The following is an 18,314-nucleotide window of genomic DNA, read 5'->3' on the forward strand; positions in this document are numbered from 1 at the left end:
GAAAGTAGGAAGAAAACTACTTCGTTTTCCTCCTACTCGATTTATATATTCATATACTCTTTTCGACTGTCAAAACAGGGGCAAGCCTTATGAATCGAAGCACTAAGCTGATAATGTCCCAGGATTTGCGCATCCGGATATTGATGTTTGAGAATCGTCAACAAGTCAAGTAGCGCGAAGCGCTGCGCCTGTGTTCTTGTATCCGCCGGACGACCTGCTTCATCCAACCCGCCTTCATAGCAAATTCCAATACTATGCCGGTTGAAACCGCGGCAATGTGCACCGGGCTCTGATACCGGGCGACAATGGTGAAGTTCCCCATTACGGGTGATGTAAAAATGATACCCTATGTCCTTGAAACCTCGTTGCAGGTGACATTGTCGAAGCTGCTCTACGGTGAAGGAAACATTGCAGCGCGTTGCGCTGCAATGAATCACCAACAACTTAATCTCACGTGGGAGATAGTTTTCTTCTGAATTTTTCATATCGATCAGCAGGAGATTAGTGTCCCACGCAGGACGTTACACCGATAGCTGAAATGATCGAAGTCGCGATAGTCACGATAAATTGGAGAATGTTTTTCCAAAGTTGCTTTTTCATATAAATTTGAATTAAAGAATAAATACTACTGATACATTATGAACTCAAGAACCAGTCAACAACCGGTTGATTATGCTGCCGGGTCCGGAGCTTCCCCGCTGCCGGAACCTCCCTGATTATCATCACCGCCATCATCAGGAAGCGGATCTTTATCCAAATCAGTGGAAGAATCACTCTTATACAGTGTATAATCCAACGTCTTACACAACTTGCGGAGATCACTACCCGGATAAAAGAGCACTTTGCCCTTATCAATGCACGATGCCTTGAATTCCTTTGCCGTATCGGTAGGAGTACCGGTCTTGATACTCATACGGAAATTACCCAGGTCACCCATCTGGACGATATTTCCTTCCTCCAGTACATTGACGATTTCGAGCAAAAACTCACCGATACAACCTTCCAGTTCCCCTTTGGAATAAGAAGAGCGTTCAGTGATACGTTTACAAACTTCCTTGACCGTCACTTTACGACCGCTACGCGCCACTGCATAAAATTTCGGAGTTTCACTAGGTTTCAACAGGTTCTTACGAGCCATGAGAGTGTAATTCTGTGCCATAACTTTTAATTTTAAATCATTAATTTTTAATTGTCTAATTGCCTTGTAATCGATTACATGACAAAAGTACTACATCGGGAAAGCGGCATGACGCATAATGACGCACACAGACGCACAGATAAAAAGAAAAAACATCGGGAGATTTGTATCGAAACTTCCCAATGTTTGATTTCAATCATTGAGATGTTTTTTTCAAATCTCCCGATGTTTTTCCGGACTCTTCAAAAGGACAAAAGGACAAAAAGGACAGATGTGACTATTGCTCATTCATCTTGGTATAGGAACCATGAGATATCTTATTGATCTTTACTCCATTAAGCGATTTTAGCAGACGTGTTACCTTACGATGGTTGAAATCGTATTTTGCGCCAATCTGAATCGCTTCGTCTGTCGTGAAACTGTCGGGCAACTCTTGAACGAAATTACGAATAGTGTCCGGATTCTTCAGTGGACGGACCGAAGGAGATGGCATGGATGAGTGCAACAGCCGGCTATGTTCGTAACAACATAGAACGATTTGAAGAGAACGCTCAAAATCAGCGTCCGTGCAATAAATCTCGGGAGAAAGATCGGTTGCCTCAAATTGCCGGATACGGGTCTGGATCATACTGATGCGCATCACCAGAAAAGCATAGCGTTTCACTACGGCTTGGAGGTCATCGTTGCCTTCCAATGCCACCTCGGACAGCATACGTGAGAAAATCTCATTCAGACGGTTCCATTGCAGGCGGTTGAAATGAAAAAGAACCGGATGAGCCAGACAGAAGTGATATAATTCGGAGACACGATGTGCAATCGGTTTGAAAGAATCTTCCAGTGAGACGCAGTCGTCGCCCATTTCTTTCCAGTGCGGAGCTTCGCGGAAAGTGTAAATCAGGGTGCGGCTGGGCAATCCGTTTTCGTAGCTGCTCAATAGGCCGTCTATTTGTCCGGGAGTACCCGTCAGCAACAAAGCCAATTTGGGATGGCGTATATAGATCGGAATGAGGCCGTTGGCTTTGTAGGAAGAATCTATATTTTCGTGCTCAAAAGCCTTGCGGAGCATATCGTCGAAATTGCCACAATCCAGATGATTGGCTGTGGATAGCGTTTGTGCCTCCGTGTCGAAAATGATGCTTCCCTGTGGACCGTTGTCCTGCATCTGCATTTGCATGCGGGTATAGCTGGTGGTAGCAGGAATGAATAGCATTTTGAAAGGAGGTCGTTGCGGTTCTTCGGAGCATGCTTCTCCTTTCTTTTTCTGTTTTTGATATTCTGATTGCCAGTTATTATGTACAGTTTGGTAGTTTTTCATCATAGATTCACTGGTAGACAGGATTTCTGAATGTATTTCTTCCAACAGGTATCGTCCGGTTTGGGCGATGCTTTTACCACTGGCGGCAGGCGAAAGTATGACACTGAATATATGCGTGGAGTATTTTTTATGATTATAAATTCCGAAAGTCTGCGGAAGTGCTGCGCTCAAGGCCGTGAGATCGGAAAGGAGAGCGACATCTTGTTCGCGTTCGCTTCCGTCTTCAATGATACAGTCATTTAATAGGTCGGGAAGATTATTGTACAAACTGCGGGGAAATAAAGGAGTTCCTTTTCGGAATTCTTCTCCCAGCCAATAGGCTTCGTCGTCGGTATCGGAATTTTCTGCAGTACTATATTGTCTTTTTGTCCTTATGTCCTTTTGAAAAGAAGGGGCGCTGGCCGGAGAGGAAGCGGGTGCATGTTCATTAACTTGTTTATATCCAGACGATAAAACCTTTGTTAGCTCTTCGGAACGAAAATCTGTGTGCTCGAAAAATAGAGAAAGTTCGCGTAATATGCTTTTCTGGGGATAGTGTCGGCGGCAGGCTTCGCAGGCAAGTTTGAAGACGTTGGAATGGCGCTGACCGGCTGTTAGCGGATGAAAGAAAATATAGGACGAAATAAATTGGGCGATTTCTTCTTCAGACACGTTTTCCGGAGTATTATCCTGAAGGGGAAAGGGAGGAAGCACTTCATTTTCAGAGAAAGTGTTTGTTTCTTCTTTTATAAGTGGCTCCAACACAAATGCCTGATAGAGCGCCGCAACATATCCGTTGGGGGAATAACTGAAATAACACAGGCGACTTTCGTCCTTGCATGCCGGGTCACTCTCCAATCCCAGCAGTTGATTGTAGTAGCGGCTCACTAGTTGCTGCCCTTCACGATGGCGGTTTTCGATACCTTCTACATAGGCGAAAACTTTCACTCCGTCGGTAGGGCTTTCTATTGCCGCTACTGTGTGGGGATCTGCCGCACAACGTTGGATGACTTGAAGACGATCTTTTACATGATCGTAATCAAGTCCGACAATATGGCTGGAGAGAAGAAAGTTTTTGATAGCGTGCGCTCCGTCGAATGTGCCTGCCGGAGTGAAGCAGGGGAGTTGGTTTTTCAGCTTCTGTGCTGCGGTATGGTCTCCTTCTGCATGGTACCGCCGAATAGCGTTTATGATGGAGGCATAGATCGGATGAATGCACATAATAATGACTTCAAGGAAAGACATGACTTGGGGCTTTTTTGAATACACATTTTCGTAAACCGAGACTTTGATTTCTTCTAAGACTTTCATATAAAATTGTTTTTTGTAAGATTGAGCTACCTGACTATCAGATAACGGGAACAAAGGTCGAGATATTAAAAATAAGGTTGCTTCCCTATGTGGATAGCACTTGATAAAGCAAATAAAAAACTGAAAAATTATAAATTATTAATCATAGAATGACATGGCAAAAGAAAAACAGGAACCTTATGAGTTCTTAAGCAATTTGGTATTGGCTTTAATGGATATGGATCGTATTTTCAGTAACAGTTTTTTCATAAGCGAATTCGCTATCTCTCCTAAAACATTAGGGGAGATAAGGCGGGGAGAGGATATGTGCATTTATCAGTATGTACGGGTGATCCGGTGTATGACGAAATATCTTCATTTGATTATTCAGCTGGATATGTTGCTGAAGGAGTTAAGAATCGTACTGTCTTCCCATTGTGACTTGGTGGTCGCTACGGTTCCGCATCGTTCTTGCGGAACTTGTCAGCCGACAGAATGGGTGGCAGTGATGCATTGGGATGGAGTGAAATTGTAATTTCTACAGAAAATAGGGCATTTTTTCGATTTTTTTGCCCGGTTCCTTTCTTTATTTAATTTTTTTTATATCTTTGCTTTCATATTGAGAAACACAGAGAATATCTCACTTATTTATTCATATAAACTTAATAAATTATGTTCAAAGCTCCTTTCTCATTTGACGGGCGTATTCGTAGAATTGAATATTTCCTGTCGGGCATTATCGGTGGTGTAGTTTCTAGTATTGCATGGGCACTTGGTGTAGGTACATTTATTTTGGGTGCTGCCAGCGGATCGGCCGGTGGATCAGTATTTGGTTTATTGATCGGTCTTGCTGCTATGATTGCTTCCATCTGGTTCTCTTTGGCACAGGGTGTGAAACGTCTGCACGACTTAAACAAATCCGGTTGGCTGATTTTGTTGTGCTGTGTGCCTATCATTGGTTGGATTTTTGCATTGTATATGTTGTTTGCAGATGGTACGGTAGGTCCTAATCCTTACGGAGCAGATCCGAAAAACCGTATGCCATATCAGGCACAGCCTGCTTCTGTAAATGTGACTGTAAACGTTTCAAGAGAAGAGGTGAAAGTTGACAAGCCGGTGGAGGATGCTCCCGCACCTGCAGAAGCTCCAGCGGAGGAGAATAAAGAAAAAGCTGAATAATCTTATTAAAGAAGAAATAAGAAAGCCTCTTGCAAAATTCGTATTGCAGGAGGTTTTTTGTTACTAATCTGTTTGTTATTCAATATTTTGTATAAATTTGTAGAATAAATAATCAATCTATCGAATATGTATATGTTAAGCACAGTAATCTCTCAAACTGGTGAATGCAATGCACAGCACGCGACAGACCCTTGTTTTTTAAATCAATGGGGATATTCTACCCTTTTGTTAATCATTATCGGGATAGGTTTAGTATACCTGCTTTTTAAGAAGCGGAAATTCTTAGTGGATAACCTGAAATGGATTGCAGGTACAGTATTTATTGCAGGTTTCCTGATATATTGGTACGCTTTTAATGAGGGAGGGAGTGACAGTAATTCGATAGCGTTGGCGTTTAGGTCTGCTCTGTCTTCTATGGAAATGTTCGCTTCGCATTCCGATCTTTTGGAGGTTCCTGAAGATCTGCATCATGATCCTTTCTACATGACGATATTTTCTGTGATACATTTCCTGGCCGTTATAGTGAGTGCGGTTTTTATCATCAAACTGTTAGGATTCAGATTCATCTCATGGGTGCGGTTATGTATGGCGAATCTTTCAAGAAAGAAGAAATGCCGGCTGTTTATTTTCTGGGGTGTCAATGATAATGCGATATTGCTGGCTAACAGTATAAGAAAAAAAGCGGCAGAGCCAAAGGGGAAGAATGAAGAAGGATGGGAGAATTGTAAGTTCATTTTCGTGAGGTTGCTTTCTGCTAATGAAAGCAGTTCTCATGGCCGGTTCACATTCAGTCATTTCTTTAATTCGTCTCATGACGGAACTGAAAAATTCATAGAAAAGATAGAAGAGCTTGACGGCATACTGGTTAACTCTAAATTTGGAATCACAGGCCGGGTTATAGATAAAGTCAAATCGGAATTTGATTTATACAAATATCTCGGATTGAGGAGATTGGGAAACCTAATCAAGAAGTACCCGCAGGCAACTTTCTATTTCTTGTCTCCCAATGAAGAACTGAATCTGGAGGCGGTGTCTGTTTTTAAGGAAATAGCGAAATGTAAAGAAGATAGAGTCCATAATCAGGTTCAGATTTATTGCCATGCGCGTAAGAACAACCAGAACCAGAAGTTGGAAATATGTGATGGGTTGAAACATCAGATTCATATCATCGACTCGTCTAATCTTGCTGTATTGCAATTAAAAAAGAATGTGAGGAATCACCCCGTGAATTTTGTAGATGTCGATACATCGAAGGCTTGTGTAAAGAAACCTTTTACGTCGATGATTATTGGCTTTGGAGAAACCGGACGTGATGCATTTCGTTTTCTATATGAGTTTGGGGCATTGATCGATGTAAATGGCAATAGGAACCCTCAAAAAATATATGTGGTTGATGAACATATAGATGAATTGAAAGGTGATTTTTTAATGAAAGCACCTGCCTTGAAGGAGAGGAAAAATGAGTTGGAATGGTGTGAAGAAATGTCTATCCATTCCGAACGTTTTTGGGAAAAATTTTCTGAAATCATTCATGATCTAAACTATGTTGTAATTGCTATAGGAAATGATAATGAAGGGATGGCATTGGCGATTGATCTCTACGAATATGCCTATCGATATAGAAAGGATTGTTTCAATGATTTTAGGATTTATCTGCGCGTCAATGGAAGTTGCAACACCATTCAGCTGAAGCAAATAAAAGAGTATTTTAATATTTATGGCAATACCCGGGATGTAATCATAACTTTTGGAGCGCAGGAAGAAATATTCTCGTACGATGTGGTATCGACAGATGTGCTTGAAGTATTGGCAAAGGAATTTTATTATGCATATCAGAAAATTATGATTGACGCAATGCCTGAAACGAATGAGAAGGAAATTGAAGAGAAGAAGAAAGCGAAGGAAAGCCTGAAGCAAACAGCGGAAGAAGAATGGAATGCGCGTAGAGAGGCATTGCAGGACAAGCATAGCTTGGATGCACAAATTAAATTGGCTTATCAGGAAGAGCAGGATAGGGCTAATGTATGGCATATCGATACCAAAAAGTTTTTAGCCGGGGCCATGGGAGAGGATGGCAAAGATAATAAGGAAAGATTGAAAGAGATGGTTGAGCTGACGCAGCGTGATGCCCATACATTGAACTATTCTAAGGTTTGTGACGTTGTTTCCAGTACATTATTTGATAATTTGAGTAAGTGCGAACATTTGCGTTGGAATGCATGTATGGAACTGCAAGGATTTGTAACGTGTGACGGAGATAAAGACTTTCAGCAGAAGAAGCATAAATGCATCGTCGATAATGATATTTTAAGAAGTAAATATCCGGAAACCATCCCTTATGACCAGTGTGTGGTTGAGCTAAGTTTTAGATTGAAAAAGAACTAACTATATGACAGATCAGGAAATAGTCGACGGATTAATCAATCGGGATGAAAAAATCACCGATTGGTTTTTCAACATAAAATATCGTCCGTTGTTTATCAATGTAATTAAGCTGATATTTGATTACCAGGTTGATTACGATGAATGTATCAGCGAACTCTACTATCATCTAATGAAGAATGATGCTGCCGTTCTTCGTAATTTTGAGGGACGTAGCACCATTGGAACATGGATTAAGATTGTGGCAATCCGTTTTTTCCGGGAACAGAAAAAACGTGAACAGATGATAGAAGACGAGAGTAAAGAGCCTCTTTATGAGCAGAATCATGAAGAAGAAATAGACGACTCTGAATCGAAAATAGCCGCAAAGATTGATTTGGAACGTTTGTTCGATCTGATGTCGAATAAGCGGTATGTGATGGTCATCAGGGAATTAGTACTCAAAGAGGTCGAACCTGAATTTTTAGCATTATCTATGGGAATAACTGTTGCTAATCTGTACAATATTAAAAAGCGTGCGCTGGCAGCATTGGCTCACTTAGCTATGAATGATAAGAAGAAGTATGAAAACAAAAGATAAAAATATGATAACCGAAGAATTGTTGGCTGCTTTTGAAGAAGGTAAGACGAATGCTGAAGAAACAGCTTTGGTACTTGAATATCTGGCGACTGATGAAAGTTTGCAAGAGGAATTTATCTTGTCTCAACAGTTGGATGTCATGATGGGAGCTGATGATGAAGAAACGGACTTCCTGCCAATGGCGCAGATGGCAGCCAAATCGGAAGGTAATCTTTGTGATTTCCAGTGTGAGCAGTTTATTTTGAAACGTAGAAAGATTGAATATAATTCGGATGAACTCTCGGAGGAGGCCAGGAATAACAGTTGGTTGAGGGAGAGGGGAACTCCTTTGCATAGTGTAGGCCGCCTGCTCGAACAACGCGGATTGATTGTGATGCGTAGTTATGGTTCCAGTATTGACAGTGTCATACGTGCCCTCAAGGCCGGACATGATGCGATTGTTGTGGTAAATAGTTGCCGGTTGCCGGAAAATAGCGAGGAGGAAATTGCTTATCATGCAGCAGTAGTGCTTGACGTAAATGAAGAGGAAGTGACGCTTTATGATCCTGCAACAGGAGAGGAAAGTACGGCCTATCCCAAGGATCACTTTATTGCGGCATGGAATGATGCAAAAGCATATCTTGCGAGGGTGAAAGTGCCTGATCTGGATTATAATCCGCGGCCCATTGATCTGGAAGATGTTGAATTGAGCACTGATTTGATTGAATTGCGTGAAGCCATTGCTGAAAATGCGCATGAAGTCTGGGCCGACCAGCGTCAGGAAGAAGGATGGACTTATGGACCGCAGAGGGATGACGAGAAGAAAGAGACTCCGGACATGGTGCCTTATTCCATGCTTCCTTATTCGGAAAAAGAATATGATCGACGTATGGCGTTTGATACGATCAAGCTGATGAAAAAGCTGGGGTATAGTATTATCAAACAGGGCGATACGGCTCTTCATAATGAGCTGATGAGAAAATTGAAGAATGAAGGTGATGCCAAAGTCTGTGAATGTGGTGCGTATATCTTCATGGATCAAATATATTGCAGTCATTGTGGCAAAAAAATAGATTGGAAATTGTTCCGCTAATATATAAATAATGAATCATAAAATGAAAGAGTATATTCCCAATCCGGTGGATACAGGACATATCCAACTCCCGAAGGAGTTGGAATACCTGGTAGAAGAAATGGCTAAGAATGTTCATGAAGTCTGGTCGAAAACCAGAATAGAACAAGGTTGGACGTATGGAAAAAAGCGGGATGATGTGTTGAAGCAGCATCCGTGCCTGGTCCCGTATGAAGAATTGCCTGAAGAAGAAAAGGTGTACGACAGAAATTCTTCGGTGGAAACCTTGAAACTGATTATGAAACTAGGGTTCAAGATCTCGAAGGATGAGGAATAGGCGATCTGCCTGCATCCAACAAGATAAATGGTGCCCAATATTTACTGTCTGCATATCCGTTCTCACGAAGGTACTGTTGCGCTTTTATAAGAGCCTGTCGTTCGGATAACCCTGAAATGATGTTCTCATAGAATTTAGTCATGAGAAGCATGGAGGCCTGGTCGTCAACAGCTGAAAGTGTCATGAGGATGGTTTGTACTCCTGCATTCTTAAAGCCTCGTTGAAGACCGAAAAGACCATCCGCGCCAAGAGTACCTTGACCGGTGTTGCAGGCAGAAAGAACAACCATACGACAACCGCGGAGGTTTAGTGTACTGATTTCATCTGCACGGAGCAGTCCGTCATTATTCTCTTCCGTGGCATTGGCGCCGGACATAATCAGGAAGCAATGCTTCATCGCATCATCGGCTTCACGTTGCTTCAATTCTTTATAGTCTCCGTGAGTAGCTATGTGAATCAACGAAACAGCTTTGCCGTCGAGTGCCCGGAACTGCTTTTCCGTTCCGTTTTCACCTACGAATAGATTGGTTTTAATCTTCTTTTCTTTCAATAGGGAATTTACGTTATTTACTTCATTGAGCGTATATGGTAACTCATGATACCCATTCTGTCCGTTACGGAATTTCCCGGAGTTATGATCTGTAGAAACAATATTGCGAACTTTGGTTGAAGCCATTTCGTAGTCTAATCCTCCGAAAAGTGCGGCTGATGAGTAGTTCAGTGAAGCTTTGTCGAGTGCGATTTCTTTTGTTGACGATAAACGATAGACGGCTTTCTGGAATGCTAACGGCAGGTTACCCGCTCCATACGGAAGATATTCTACAGGTAACTGATGAAGTATCCCGTCAGGTGAAAAATAAATAGTATCCGCTTTGCTGATATATTCATCCAGCGCTTTCCAGAAATGTGCCCCGTTTTCGGTTGTGGTGAAAGCCGTAGGCGATTGCATCTCTTTCGATAGCAATTTCTGACTCATTAACTTGATTGCGGTGGGAGACGTGTCGCCCGGACGAAGTACGAAAGCGGCCAGGTGTTTGTCCGGAGCTAGTAGTTCATCGTCTATGAGAGCAAATTCTATGGCGATGGAGTTTCCATGCAGATGCTTTTGTACGTCTTGCCATTTGACGGAAAGATAACGGGTATAGTCGCCGAAATCAGTAGATTTTCGCATCAAGTCCAGTTGCAGCTGTTCATACTCCTCTTTCTGGCGGATGATATTTTTCCGTGCTTCCGTCTGATTGGTTGCATTCGGGAGTTCACTTTGCATGGATAAAATTTGTTCCGCCATAAGGGTAGCCTTGTTGTATTGGTTGAGCAGGGATTTATCTCCCGAAGCGCGAATCAGAGACTCCAGTTCAATAGACGAATTGAGCATAATACCTTTCGAAAACAATAATGCATCGTAACCTAACCGGGCAAAACGTTGTTTTTGTTCAGGTGTACCTGTTGCGGCGATATTGGCTGCACGGAGGGGAATACTGTCCAGTGAGGAACGGATATCCTTCCAGAATGCCAGGCGTTCATCGGCTTTCGAGAGACGGAAAAGATTACGCAGTGCGGTTATTTCGCCGGAGAGGAAAGGTTCCATATAGGCTAATGCCTTGTCGGTCTGTCCTTGGGTATAGTAGATGTCAGCGATAGTCCCTAATGCGGAGACATACATCAAACCGTCTTCTCCCCATTGTAGGCGATAAGCGTCCAATTGTTCAAGATTCTCTTTCAATAGCCTGTTTAAAACCGCCATTCGTTGACGTTCGGCATCCTGTTCTGTCTGCTTGGCTGCTGTCTCATTGCCCATCATGGTGTGGCAACGATTCAGACTGCTAAGTGCATCCTGATATTTTACATCACTGCCGGGAAGAATTTTGTAAATGTCTGCAGCCTGTTGGTAGTTTGCTGCTGCTTCTGCATATTGTTTTTGTCGGTATAAGATACTGCCTCTGGAACGCAGAATTTCCCCCATCTTATCTGACTTATCACCCGTCGGAAGCAGTTTTTCGGCTTTTGTGAGTATTTCGAGGGCTTTTCCGTACTCCTTGGTGAATCCGTAGTTACGGCACAATGCAACGGAGGCGTCTACATATTTGTCCAGTCTGTCCGGCAACATCTGTGCATAAACCGACAGTGCCTGGTTGAGCATACGATTGGAGGCCTCATACTTGGCGGCAATGCTATAATTGAGTCCGCCCAGATAAGATTCCAATGCAAATTTAGCCTGTTCGGCAGGATTGTTGCGAAGGATGTCTGCTGCCAGTTCGTAGTATTCGCCGGCAGATGCGTGATCTTGTATTCCGGAAAGAAATTGCGCATAGTTGTGGCGTACTTTAAAAACAATCTCCTTATCAGTATTCACATCGCATTTCTTTAAAGCATCCAGAAAATGTGCCCTTGCCTTATCATTGTTACCTATGCTGGCAAAATACTGGGCACGCTCGGTCAGGCAATCAGGTTCGTCGCAAGGCTTTTCCAATTCTTTTTTATTGTGAGCTTCTACCAATTTCATGTATTCTAATACTTTCGGCTGATTGTTCAGTTCCACGTAGATGGATGATATCCAATCGAGAAGTTGCTCGTATTCTTTTGAATCGTCAGGAAAGATGTTGAAAGCCTGCTCATAATAAGTGACTCCTACATCTTTACGTCCCGACAGGTAGTACAACGAACCTATCTGCTGGAGTTGACGGGCAACTGAAAGGGACTTTTCGCCATACATCTTTTTACTGATGGCTATTTCCTCTTCTACGATGGCACTTGCTTTGTCCATTTCTCCTAAAGCTATGTAGCAGCGGGCGAGATTGATATGAAACATGAATGCCTGTTCAGGACGGGGCTGAATGCGACTGCACAGTTCCCATGTCTTGCCATGAATTTCTGCTGCTTTAGGATAGTCTTTTGCAACAGTCAGGTAGTAGAGTCCTGTGTTGTTCAGGGAGGAAATGTATTTGATATTTGTTTCGCCCAGTATGGTCTTGCGCATATCTGCTGCCATTTGTGTATAGGTTAGTCCTTCGGGACGTTCCAGATTCAGATAACAACGGCCGAGAATGTGCAGGCAGGTAGCGCGTTCCGCACTCTGTGTCTTTCCCGTTTTGACATATAATTCGTCCGCTTGTTTCAGTTTGGTAATGGCAGTTGGGTAATCTTGTTTACTTTCTAGTTTTTGAGCTTCTTCAACCAGTAGGTCGGCTTGGCTTGTAGTCTGTGAGTAGGCTGTCAGACATAGACAGGCTAATAGAGATAGAATGAATTGTCGCATATAATAGAGATTTTAGTGGATTAAAATAAGATCAAGGCAAAGCTCCCGTCTCTCTTGCTTTTATTGGTGATCGAGACGATGATTTTATACCGTTCGTCCGAGCTAACCTTTTCTTTACGGAAAGGAAGACCTTTCCGGACACTGTCATTACATTTGTATTCCCGTTCACTTTTCGATTGATAACCGATTGTCTTTATTTTCCAACTGAAAGAGCGATTCACCTCTGCCACACAGCCTATCTGCGAGGTTCCCGAACAGCTCGGAATCTCGAAAGTACAGGTCTGACCGGCAGCCACCATTTTGGTATCTAATCTTACTTTGTTGGCGGAGTCCTTATCACCTCTCATCCTCGCTTCTGCTGCATACTTGTCCGCAATTTCATAGATTGTTTCATTATCAACGCAGGCTTGAATGAATTCGTAGTCAAATACCAGATGTCCTTTCAGGCTCAAGACATCGCCCTTGGTTTGTTTGACGGTTAATGGGATAGGGGCTGCATCACGCAGCGTTTTGCTTACTGCCAGCAGTTGTTCGCCACTGGCAAAGCCGCCGTCCAATGCTTCACATGCTTTCTTACAGGCGTCGAACACCGTTTCAAAGGGTGTCGTTGTCTGTGCATTGGCACTCATTTGCCCTCCGATGGAAAAAAACAGGAGGATGAATACTCTGAAAATAGTTTTCCTGCTCATTTTTATTCTGCATTCATAGTGTTATTGAATAGGATTAAGTACCACACGAAATCCGATATGTGGTTCTGATGTATCGTAAGTCTGTACGCTACGATGGCGAATGTCCATATCACGTTCGTTGGCCAGGTAGCTGCCTCCTCTCACTATCTTTTTATGGTGTCCGGGATTCTCTGCCGGACCTTGGGGATCTGTGACCCGTGTATTTTCATACCGGCTCATCCAGTCTGTACACCATTCAGCGGCGTTGCCTGACATGTCGTATAAATCGAATCCGTTTTCGCGTTTCTCGCCAACGGGATGCAGGCGTTCATTGGCATTGGAGGCATAGTAGGCTACATCACGAATGTTGTCTGAACCGGCATAAGGATAGCTTTCGCCTCCGGCGGCTGCATACTCCCATTGCGCCTCCGTAGGGAGGGAAAAAGGTAAACCTGTGAGCTTGTTCAGTTTCTTGGTGAAGGCCTCTGCATCATTCCACGTTATATGTGTCATAGGCAGCATGCCTTCTTCCGTAACAATGGAGTCATTCATAATGGCATACCACAACGAACGTGTTACTTCGTATTTACACATATAATAATCGGAACTTAATACAACGGTGTGCTGCGGTGAGTCATATCCTTTTCCCATAGTTTTCCCCATGATGAATTCTTTGTTTTTGGCCGGAATCAGCAGCATATTATTCATCATGTCCACCAGGGAGCGGAGCTGGGGCAGTGTGATTGTGGGATTCCATTTTACGTCTACCCATTCTTTCTCTCTGTCTTTTATATCCCTGTTTCCGGTGTTGTTTACGGAAGCGCGTCCGTCATTCCGGAGTGCATTGAATTCATGCAGGATGGAGTCGCATGTAGATTTCAAAGAACTGTCCGGGTGTTTCTTTATGAAACTACTATAATCGTCATAAGTGCGGCAATCCTTGAATTCCAGTTTTTGTTCTGCCGTTCTTTGGATGGAAGTATAAGTTTTGCTTCCTGCTACTATTAATGATAGAGCAATGAAAGTCATCACAAGCCATTTGGCAGATACATAAGAAGGTTTTGATAACATTTGTTTCAGGAGGTCACCCTTTATATCTTTGAATCGGGCTACTCGTGAGTTACTGTAAAATACAGCTTGAAAATCTTTTAATCCGCTAATGTCCGGTGGTAGTTGCAGGGTGGCGAAATCATAGCTTTCACTTTCCTGCGGAGCAATCGGAATGATATTTATCTGTTTGGGGTTTCTACTCCGGCGGTGTAACGCACGGCCTAATTCTATCCGGACAAAATCGATTTCTCCGGTATGGCTGATCTGCTTAATTTCCGTTTCAAACTCTTCATAGGTCAAGGATGCCATCCGTTCGTAGAAAGCCACTTCTTCCATGTCCCATGTTGCTTTTTCGCCTGTCTCGACCGCTTCTTCATTGAGCGGGCGGATCGTTGTAAACGTCTCCGGCACCATAAACATAATGAAGTCTTTGCACTCATCAATACGGCGAATCAACTCAACATCAAACCGACCGTTTAAATTGTCTTTATCAAAGCTCACCCTTTTGCGGAATCCGGATTCTTCCAGCATCAGTTGTAGCATTTCAGGCTTGTCGCCCGAACATCTTTTACGGTAACTTATGAATATGTCGTAATTATGCTTGCTCATCAGCTGCTAAGATAATAAAAAGAAACAGATTTGTCAATCTTACTCGAAATTTATTTTTATCTTTGAAATTCGGTAAACAGAAAAAAGAAATATATATGAAAAAAGTAATTTGCAGTGAGAAAGCTCCGGGGGCTATCGGCCCTTATAGTCAGGCGATAGAAGCCAATGGTATGGTATTTGTGTCCGGTCAGTTGCCTATTGATGCCGCTACGGGACAGATGGCTGAAGGGATAGAAGGACAGGCTCGCCAGTCGTTGGAGAATATCAAACACATTCTTGAAGAAGCAGGATTGACAATGGGAAACATTGCCAAAACCACTGTCTTTCTTCAGGATATGTCCCTGTTTGCAGGGATGAACGGTGTGTATGCCACGTATTTTGACGGAGCCTTTCCGGCACGTTCGGCGGTTGCCGTAAAAGCTCTGCCAAAGGATGCGTTAGTAGAGATTGAGTGTATCGCGGTTCGCTAACAAATCTGCGACAATGAAACTGCTGCCTCCTACAAAGATCAGATCTTTGGGGGGGCAGTTCTTTTTTGCCGCCTGTACAGCTTCTACAACAGTGGGGTAGGTGGTACCTTTCAATCCGGCTTCTTCTGCCAATGCCAGTAGTTCATTTTCCGGAAGCGCGCGTTTAACGCTTGCTTTGGTAAAATAATAGGTGGCATATTTCGGCAATGCTCGCAGAACCCCCCGGATGTCTTTGTCATTGACCATGCCGAATACAATATGGATCTCCTGATCGAAGGTTTTGTGAATGGCATTGAGCTGTACATGGATATATTCGATTCCATCAACATTATGTCCCGTGTCACAGATAATATCCGGATAGCTGTGTACTTTCTGCCAACGCCCCATCAGACCGGTGAGCTGACATACGTTTGCAAGACCTGTGCGATAGTCCTGGGATCTGATGTTGTAGTTCAGACGGGTCAGTGTCGCAAGGGCTTTTAGGATGGTAAACATATTTTCGAATTGGTAAGCTCCGCTCAACTCTGTGAAAAGTCCGAAAGGAAACATCTCATTGTGGATTTTGATAGCATCTTTTCTTTTGTCGAGTATCTGGTCTAGCGTACGTAGACTGTCTGACAGGTCTAACATGAGTAATGCTTGCCGCATCTGGTTTGCCTCTTCTTCTGATTGTTCGTCCATTGCTTCGATCATTTCGTGCATGCTCTGAATTGTGTTGTCCATCATCGGTCTTATTTCTTGCAATTTCGAATAAGGAACTATTTCCATGTCCCAGTACCGGGCATTTTCACGGGCATATTCGATAGGCGCATTCTTTTCTTTAGCTTTCATGGTAAATACACGTTTCACTGCCCCTTGGGCTCTGCCGATAACGACCGGAACTCCTTCTTTGATAATTCCGGCTTTCTCTTTGGCAATCTTCGTCAGCGTGTCACCCAGATATTGGGTGTGGTCGAGGCCTATGTTGGTGATAACACACAAATCCGGATGGATGATATTCGTACAGTCCAATCTTCCGCCCATGCCTACTTCGATAACTGCTACATCTACTTTCTGGTCGGCAAAATAACGGAATGCCATAGCGGTGGTCAGTTCGAAGAATGAAGGGTGCAGCGGCTCGAAGAAAGAGCGATGCTCTTCTACGAAATTGACTACATACTCTTCCGATATCATCTCACCGTTGATACGGATACGTTCGCGGAAGTCGATTAAATGAGGGGAGGTGAATAGTCCTACCCGGTAACCGGCGCACTGCAATACGGCTGCGATGGTATGTGAACAGGATCCTTTTCCATTGGTTCCGGCGATATGTATCGTCTTGAATTGTTGATGAGGATGCCCAAAATGTTCGTCCAATTTGTGTGTGGTCTCTAAACCCGGCTTATATGCTTTGCCTCCTATTTGTTGAAACATTGGCGCACTCTCATATAAGTACTTTAAAGTGTTCTGATAGTCCATGTTTTATAATATTTAACGTCGGGCAATCTTTATTGCCCACTAATTTGTTTATCTTTAGAACCGTCAATCTGACTATAAATGGGGGATTGGCGAATGAGATTGCAAATATCAACATTTAAATCTAAGAAATCATGGGAACTAAGAAAAATTTTGTGCTAGACACAAATGTTATTCTTCACGACTACAATTGCTTGAAGAATTTTCAGGAAAATGATATTTACCTCCCTCTTGTTGTACTCGAAGAACTGGATAAGTTCAAAAAAGGAAACGAGCAGATAAATTTCAATGCTCGTGAGTTCGTGCGCGAATTGGATGTGCTGACAAGCGACGAGCTTTTCTCCGACGGAGTGAAGCTTGGCGAAGGATTGGGACGTCTGTTTGTCGTGACAAGTAATGTGCCGGCTGCCAAAGTGTGGGAATCGTTTCCTATAAAGAAACCCGATCATTTGATTTTGGCGGCAACCGAATACTTGACCGACAAGTATCCGAAAATGAAATCTATCTTAGTGACCAAAGATGTGAATCTGCGCATGAAAGCCCGTTCAATCGGTCTGCTTTGCGAAGATTATATTACGGATAAGGTGGTAAATGTAGATGTGTTCGAGAAATCTAATGAGATTTTTGAAAATGTAGATCCGGCATTGATCGACCGTATTTATTCTTCAAAGGAAGGCATTGACTTGAGTGAATTTGACTTTAAGGATTTGATTCATCCCAATGAATGTTTTGTATTGAAGAGTGACCGGAATAGTGTATTGGCACGCTACAATCCTTTTACCCATTCTATTATCCGTGTGATGAAGGGTAAGAATTATGGAATCGAACCACGGAATGCGGAACAGAGTTTTGCTTTTGAGATTCTGAATGACCCGAACATCAAACTGGTGGCTCTGACAGGAAAAGCGGGAACAGGTAAGACATTGCTGGCTTTGGCTGCTGCTTTGGGCAAGCTGACGGATTACAAACAGATTTTGCTGGCACGTCCCGTTGTGGCGCTTTCCAATAAGGATATCGGTTTCCTTCCGGGAGACGCACAGGAAAAAGTAGCTCCTTATATGCAGCCGTTGTTTGATAACCTGAACGTCATAAAACGTCAGTTTGCTACAAACTCTACCGAAGTGAAGCGCATAGAAGATATGCAGAAAAGCGAGCAGCTGGTGATTGAAGCTCTGGCATTTATCCGTGGTCGTAGTTTGAGCGAAATGTATTGCATCATTGACGAAGCGCAGAATCTGACCCCGAATGAAATAAAGACAATCATCACCCGTGCAGGAGAAGGTACGAAGATGGTATTTACGGGAGATATCCAGCAGATTGACCAACCTTATCTGGATAGTCAGTCCAATGGCTTGGTATATATGATTGATCGTATGAAAGACCAGAATATCTTTGCACACGTCAATTTGCTGAAAGGTGAACGAAGTGAATTGAGTGAACTGGCAAGCAACCTGTTATAACAGATTTCTCTGCTAAGCGAGATAAATTAATAAGTGATTAAAAAAGAAAACGGTGAACATCCTGTTGCAAATAGCACAATTTGTTCACCGTTTTC

At 43.1% G+C, this 18,314-nt stretch carries 16 protein-coding genes; 8 read left to right on the plus strand and 8 right to left on the minus strand.

Translation table 11 applies throughout. The features are described from left to right. Positions 1 to 41: 41 nt before the first annotated feature. The 4 genes from DXB58_RS23495 to DXB58_RS23505 all read right to left on the minus strand — a co-directional run bounded on the left by DXB58_RS23495 (position 42) and on the right by DXB58_RS23505 (position 3,743). A complete protein-coding gene (locus DXB58_RS23495) occupies positions 42 to 485 on the minus strand; it encodes an N-acetylmuramoyl-L-alanine amidase (RefSeq protein WP_122138439.1) in 444 nt (147 codons plus the stop codon). Between the two features lie 16 nt (positions 486 to 501). Next, positions 502 to 600, minus strand: a complete 99-nt coding sequence (locus tag DXB58_RS27755) for a smalltalk protein (protein ID WP_004303901.1) — start codon at positions 598 to 600, stop codon at positions 502 to 504. Between the two features lie 70 nt (positions 601 to 670). Next, complete coding sequence (locus tag DXB58_RS23500; protein WP_004303900.1) at positions 671 to 1,159, minus strand: HU family DNA-binding protein; 489 nt, start codon at positions 1,157 to 1,159, stop codon at positions 671 to 673. Between the two features lie 256 nt (positions 1,160 to 1,415). Continuing rightward, positions 1,416 to 3,743, minus strand: coding sequence for a DUF3987 domain-containing protein (locus DXB58_RS23505; RefSeq protein WP_122138440.1), 2,328 nt, complete (start codon positions 3,741 to 3,743; stop codon positions 1,416 to 1,418). Positions 3,744 to 3,897: 154 nt separating this feature from the next. On the opposite strand from DXB58_RS23505, the gene DXB58_RS23510 reads away from it, so the two are divergent. The 6 genes from DXB58_RS23510 (at position 3,898) to DXB58_RS23535 (ending at position 9,251) form a co-directional block, all read left to right on the plus strand. Continuing rightward, the gene (locus tag DXB58_RS23510; RefSeq protein ID WP_004303898.1) at positions 3,898 to 4,257 is read left to right on the plus strand and encodes a hypothetical protein; all 360 of its coding nucleotides are present in this window, start codon (positions 3,898 to 3,900) and stop codon (positions 4,255 to 4,257) included. Positions 4,258 to 4,394: 137 nt separating this feature from the next. Beyond that, positions 4,395 to 4,901, plus strand: a complete 507-nt coding sequence (locus DXB58_RS23515) for a DUF805 domain-containing protein (RefSeq protein ID WP_122138441.1) — start codon at positions 4,395 to 4,397, stop codon at positions 4,899 to 4,901. 126 nt (positions 4,902 to 5,027) lie between these two features. Continuing rightward, positions 5,028 to 7,286, plus strand: coding sequence for a hypothetical protein (locus DXB58_RS23520; RefSeq protein ID WP_122138442.1), 2,259 nt, complete (start codon positions 5,028 to 5,030; stop codon positions 7,284 to 7,286). Between the two features lie 4 nt (positions 7,287 to 7,290). Then, positions 7,291 to 7,863: a sigma-70 family RNA polymerase sigma factor gene (locus DXB58_RS23525; protein WP_115485079.1), complete on the plus strand. Its 573-nt coding sequence runs from the start codon at positions 7,291 to 7,293 to the stop codon at positions 7,861 to 7,863. Positions 7,864 to 7,867: 4 nt separating this feature from the next. Further along, the gene (locus tag DXB58_RS23530; protein ID WP_122138453.1) at positions 7,868 to 8,935 is read left to right on the plus strand and encodes a RyR domain-containing protein; all 1,068 of its coding nucleotides are present in this window, start codon (positions 7,868 to 7,870) and stop codon (positions 8,933 to 8,935) included. A 22-nt stretch (positions 8,936 to 8,957) separates the two neighbouring features. Next, entirely contained in the window at positions 8,958 to 9,251 is a 294-nt protein-coding gene (locus DXB58_RS23535) for a RyR domain-containing protein (RefSeq protein ID WP_004303891.1), read from the plus strand. Here DXB58_RS23535 and DXB58_RS23540 read toward each other — a convergent pair. The 3 genes from DXB58_RS23540 to DXB58_RS23550 are packed head-to-tail and all read right to left on the minus strand — an operon-like array spanning position 9,226 to position 14,834. Then, positions 9,226 to 12,507 (minus strand): CHAT domain-containing tetratricopeptide repeat protein, encoded by a 3,282-nt coding sequence (locus DXB58_RS23540; protein ID WP_122138443.1) that lies wholly within the window; start codon positions 12,505 to 12,507, stop codon positions 9,226 to 9,228. The genes DXB58_RS23535 and DXB58_RS23540 overlap by 26 nt on opposite strands. Before the next feature lie 20 nt (positions 12,508 to 12,527). After that, positions 12,528 to 13,196, minus strand: coding sequence for a hypothetical protein (locus DXB58_RS23545; RefSeq protein ID WP_004310258.1), 669 nt, complete (start codon positions 13,194 to 13,196; stop codon positions 12,528 to 12,530). Positions 13,197 to 13,217: 21 nt separating this feature from the next. Further along, positions 13,218 to 14,834, minus strand: coding sequence for an SUMF1/EgtB/PvdO family nonheme iron enzyme (locus DXB58_RS23550; RefSeq protein ID WP_004321203.1), 1,617 nt, complete (start codon positions 14,832 to 14,834; stop codon positions 13,218 to 13,220). Positions 14,835 to 14,929: 95 nt separating this feature from the next. Between DXB58_RS23550 and DXB58_RS23555 the strand changes: the two genes are divergently transcribed. Next, complete coding sequence (locus DXB58_RS23555; RefSeq protein WP_004303886.1) at positions 14,930 to 15,304, plus strand: RidA family protein; 375 nt, start codon at positions 14,930 to 14,932, stop codon at positions 15,302 to 15,304. On the opposite strand, the gene DXB58_RS23560 is transcribed toward DXB58_RS23555, so the two are convergent. Further along, positions 15,272 to 16,762 carry a folylpolyglutamate synthase/dihydrofolate synthase family protein gene (locus DXB58_RS23560; protein WP_122138444.1) on the minus strand — a complete coding sequence of 497 codons (1,491 nt, stop codon included), beginning with the start codon at positions 16,760 to 16,762 and terminating at the stop codon, positions 15,272 to 15,274. The genes DXB58_RS23555 and DXB58_RS23560 overlap by 33 nt on opposite strands. 131 nt (positions 16,763 to 16,893) lie before the next feature. Here DXB58_RS23560 and DXB58_RS23565 point away from each other — a divergent pair, with 131 nt between their 5' ends. Then, positions 16,894 to 18,219, plus strand: a complete 1,326-nt coding sequence (locus DXB58_RS23565; RefSeq protein ID WP_004296645.1) for a PhoH family protein — start codon at positions 16,894 to 16,896, stop codon at positions 18,217 to 18,219. Positions 18,220 to 18,314 lie beyond the last annotated feature (95 nt).

Origin of the sequence: Bacteroides sp. OM05-10AA, assembly GCF_003439055.1 — a bacterium.
GTDB lineage: Bacteria > Bacteroidota > Bacteroidia > Bacteroidales > Bacteroidaceae > Bacteroides > Bacteroides intestinigallinarum.

Bases quoted from the DNA above. Each gene is read 5' to 3' on its own strand.
- DXB58_RS23495 (WP_122138439.1), bottom strand. From the start codon at position 485: ATGAAAAATTCAGAAGAAAACTATCTCCCACGTGAGATTAAGTTGTTG.
- DXB58_RS27755 (WP_004303901.1), bottom strand. From the start codon at position 600: ATGAAAAAGCAACTTTGGAAAAACATTCTCCAATTTATCGTGACTATC.
- DXB58_RS23500 (WP_004303900.1), bottom strand. From the start codon at position 1,159: ATGGCACAGAATTACACTCTCATGGCTCGTAAGAACCTGTTGAAACCT.
- DXB58_RS23505 (WP_122138440.1), bottom strand. From the start codon at position 3,743: ATGAAAGTCTTAGAAGAAATCAAAGTCTCGGTTTACGAAAATGTGTAT.
- DXB58_RS23510 (WP_004303898.1), top strand. From the start codon at position 3,898: ATGGCAAAAGAAAAACAGGAACCTTATGAGTTCTTAAGCAATTTGGTA.
- DXB58_RS23515 (WP_122138441.1), top strand. From the start codon at position 4,395: ATGTTCAAAGCTCCTTTCTCATTTGACGGGCGTATTCGTAGAATTGAA.
- DXB58_RS23520 (WP_122138442.1), top strand. From the start codon at position 5,028: ATGTATATGTTAAGCACAGTAATCTCTCAAACTGGTGAATGCAATGCA.
- DXB58_RS23525 (WP_115485079.1), top strand. From the start codon at position 7,291: ATGACAGATCAGGAAATAGTCGACGGATTAATCAATCGGGATGAAAAA.
- DXB58_RS23530 (WP_122138453.1), top strand. From the start codon at position 7,868: ATGATAACCGAAGAATTGTTGGCTGCTTTTGAAGAAGGTAAGACGAAT.
- DXB58_RS23535 (WP_004303891.1), top strand. From the start codon at position 8,958: ATGAAAGAGTATATTCCCAATCCGGTGGATACAGGACATATCCAACTC.
- DXB58_RS23540 (WP_122138443.1), bottom strand. From the start codon at position 12,507: ATGCGACAATTCATTCTATCTCTATTAGCCTGTCTATGTCTGACAGCC.
- DXB58_RS23545 (WP_004310258.1), bottom strand. From the start codon at position 13,196: ATGAGCAGGAAAACTATTTTCAGAGTATTCATCCTCCTGTTTTTTTCC.
- DXB58_RS23550 (WP_004321203.1), bottom strand. From the start codon at position 14,834: ATGAGCAAGCATAATTACGACATATTCATAAGTTACCGTAAAAGATGT.
- DXB58_RS23555 (WP_004303886.1), top strand. From the start codon at position 14,930: ATGAAAAAAGTAATTTGCAGTGAGAAAGCTCCGGGGGCTATCGGCCCT.
- DXB58_RS23560 (WP_122138444.1), bottom strand. From the start codon at position 16,762: ATGGACTATCAGAACACTTTAAAGTACTTATATGAGAGTGCGCCAATG.
- DXB58_RS23565 (WP_004296645.1), top strand. From the start codon at position 16,894: ATGGGAACTAAGAAAAATTTTGTGCTAGACACAAATGTTATTCTTCAC.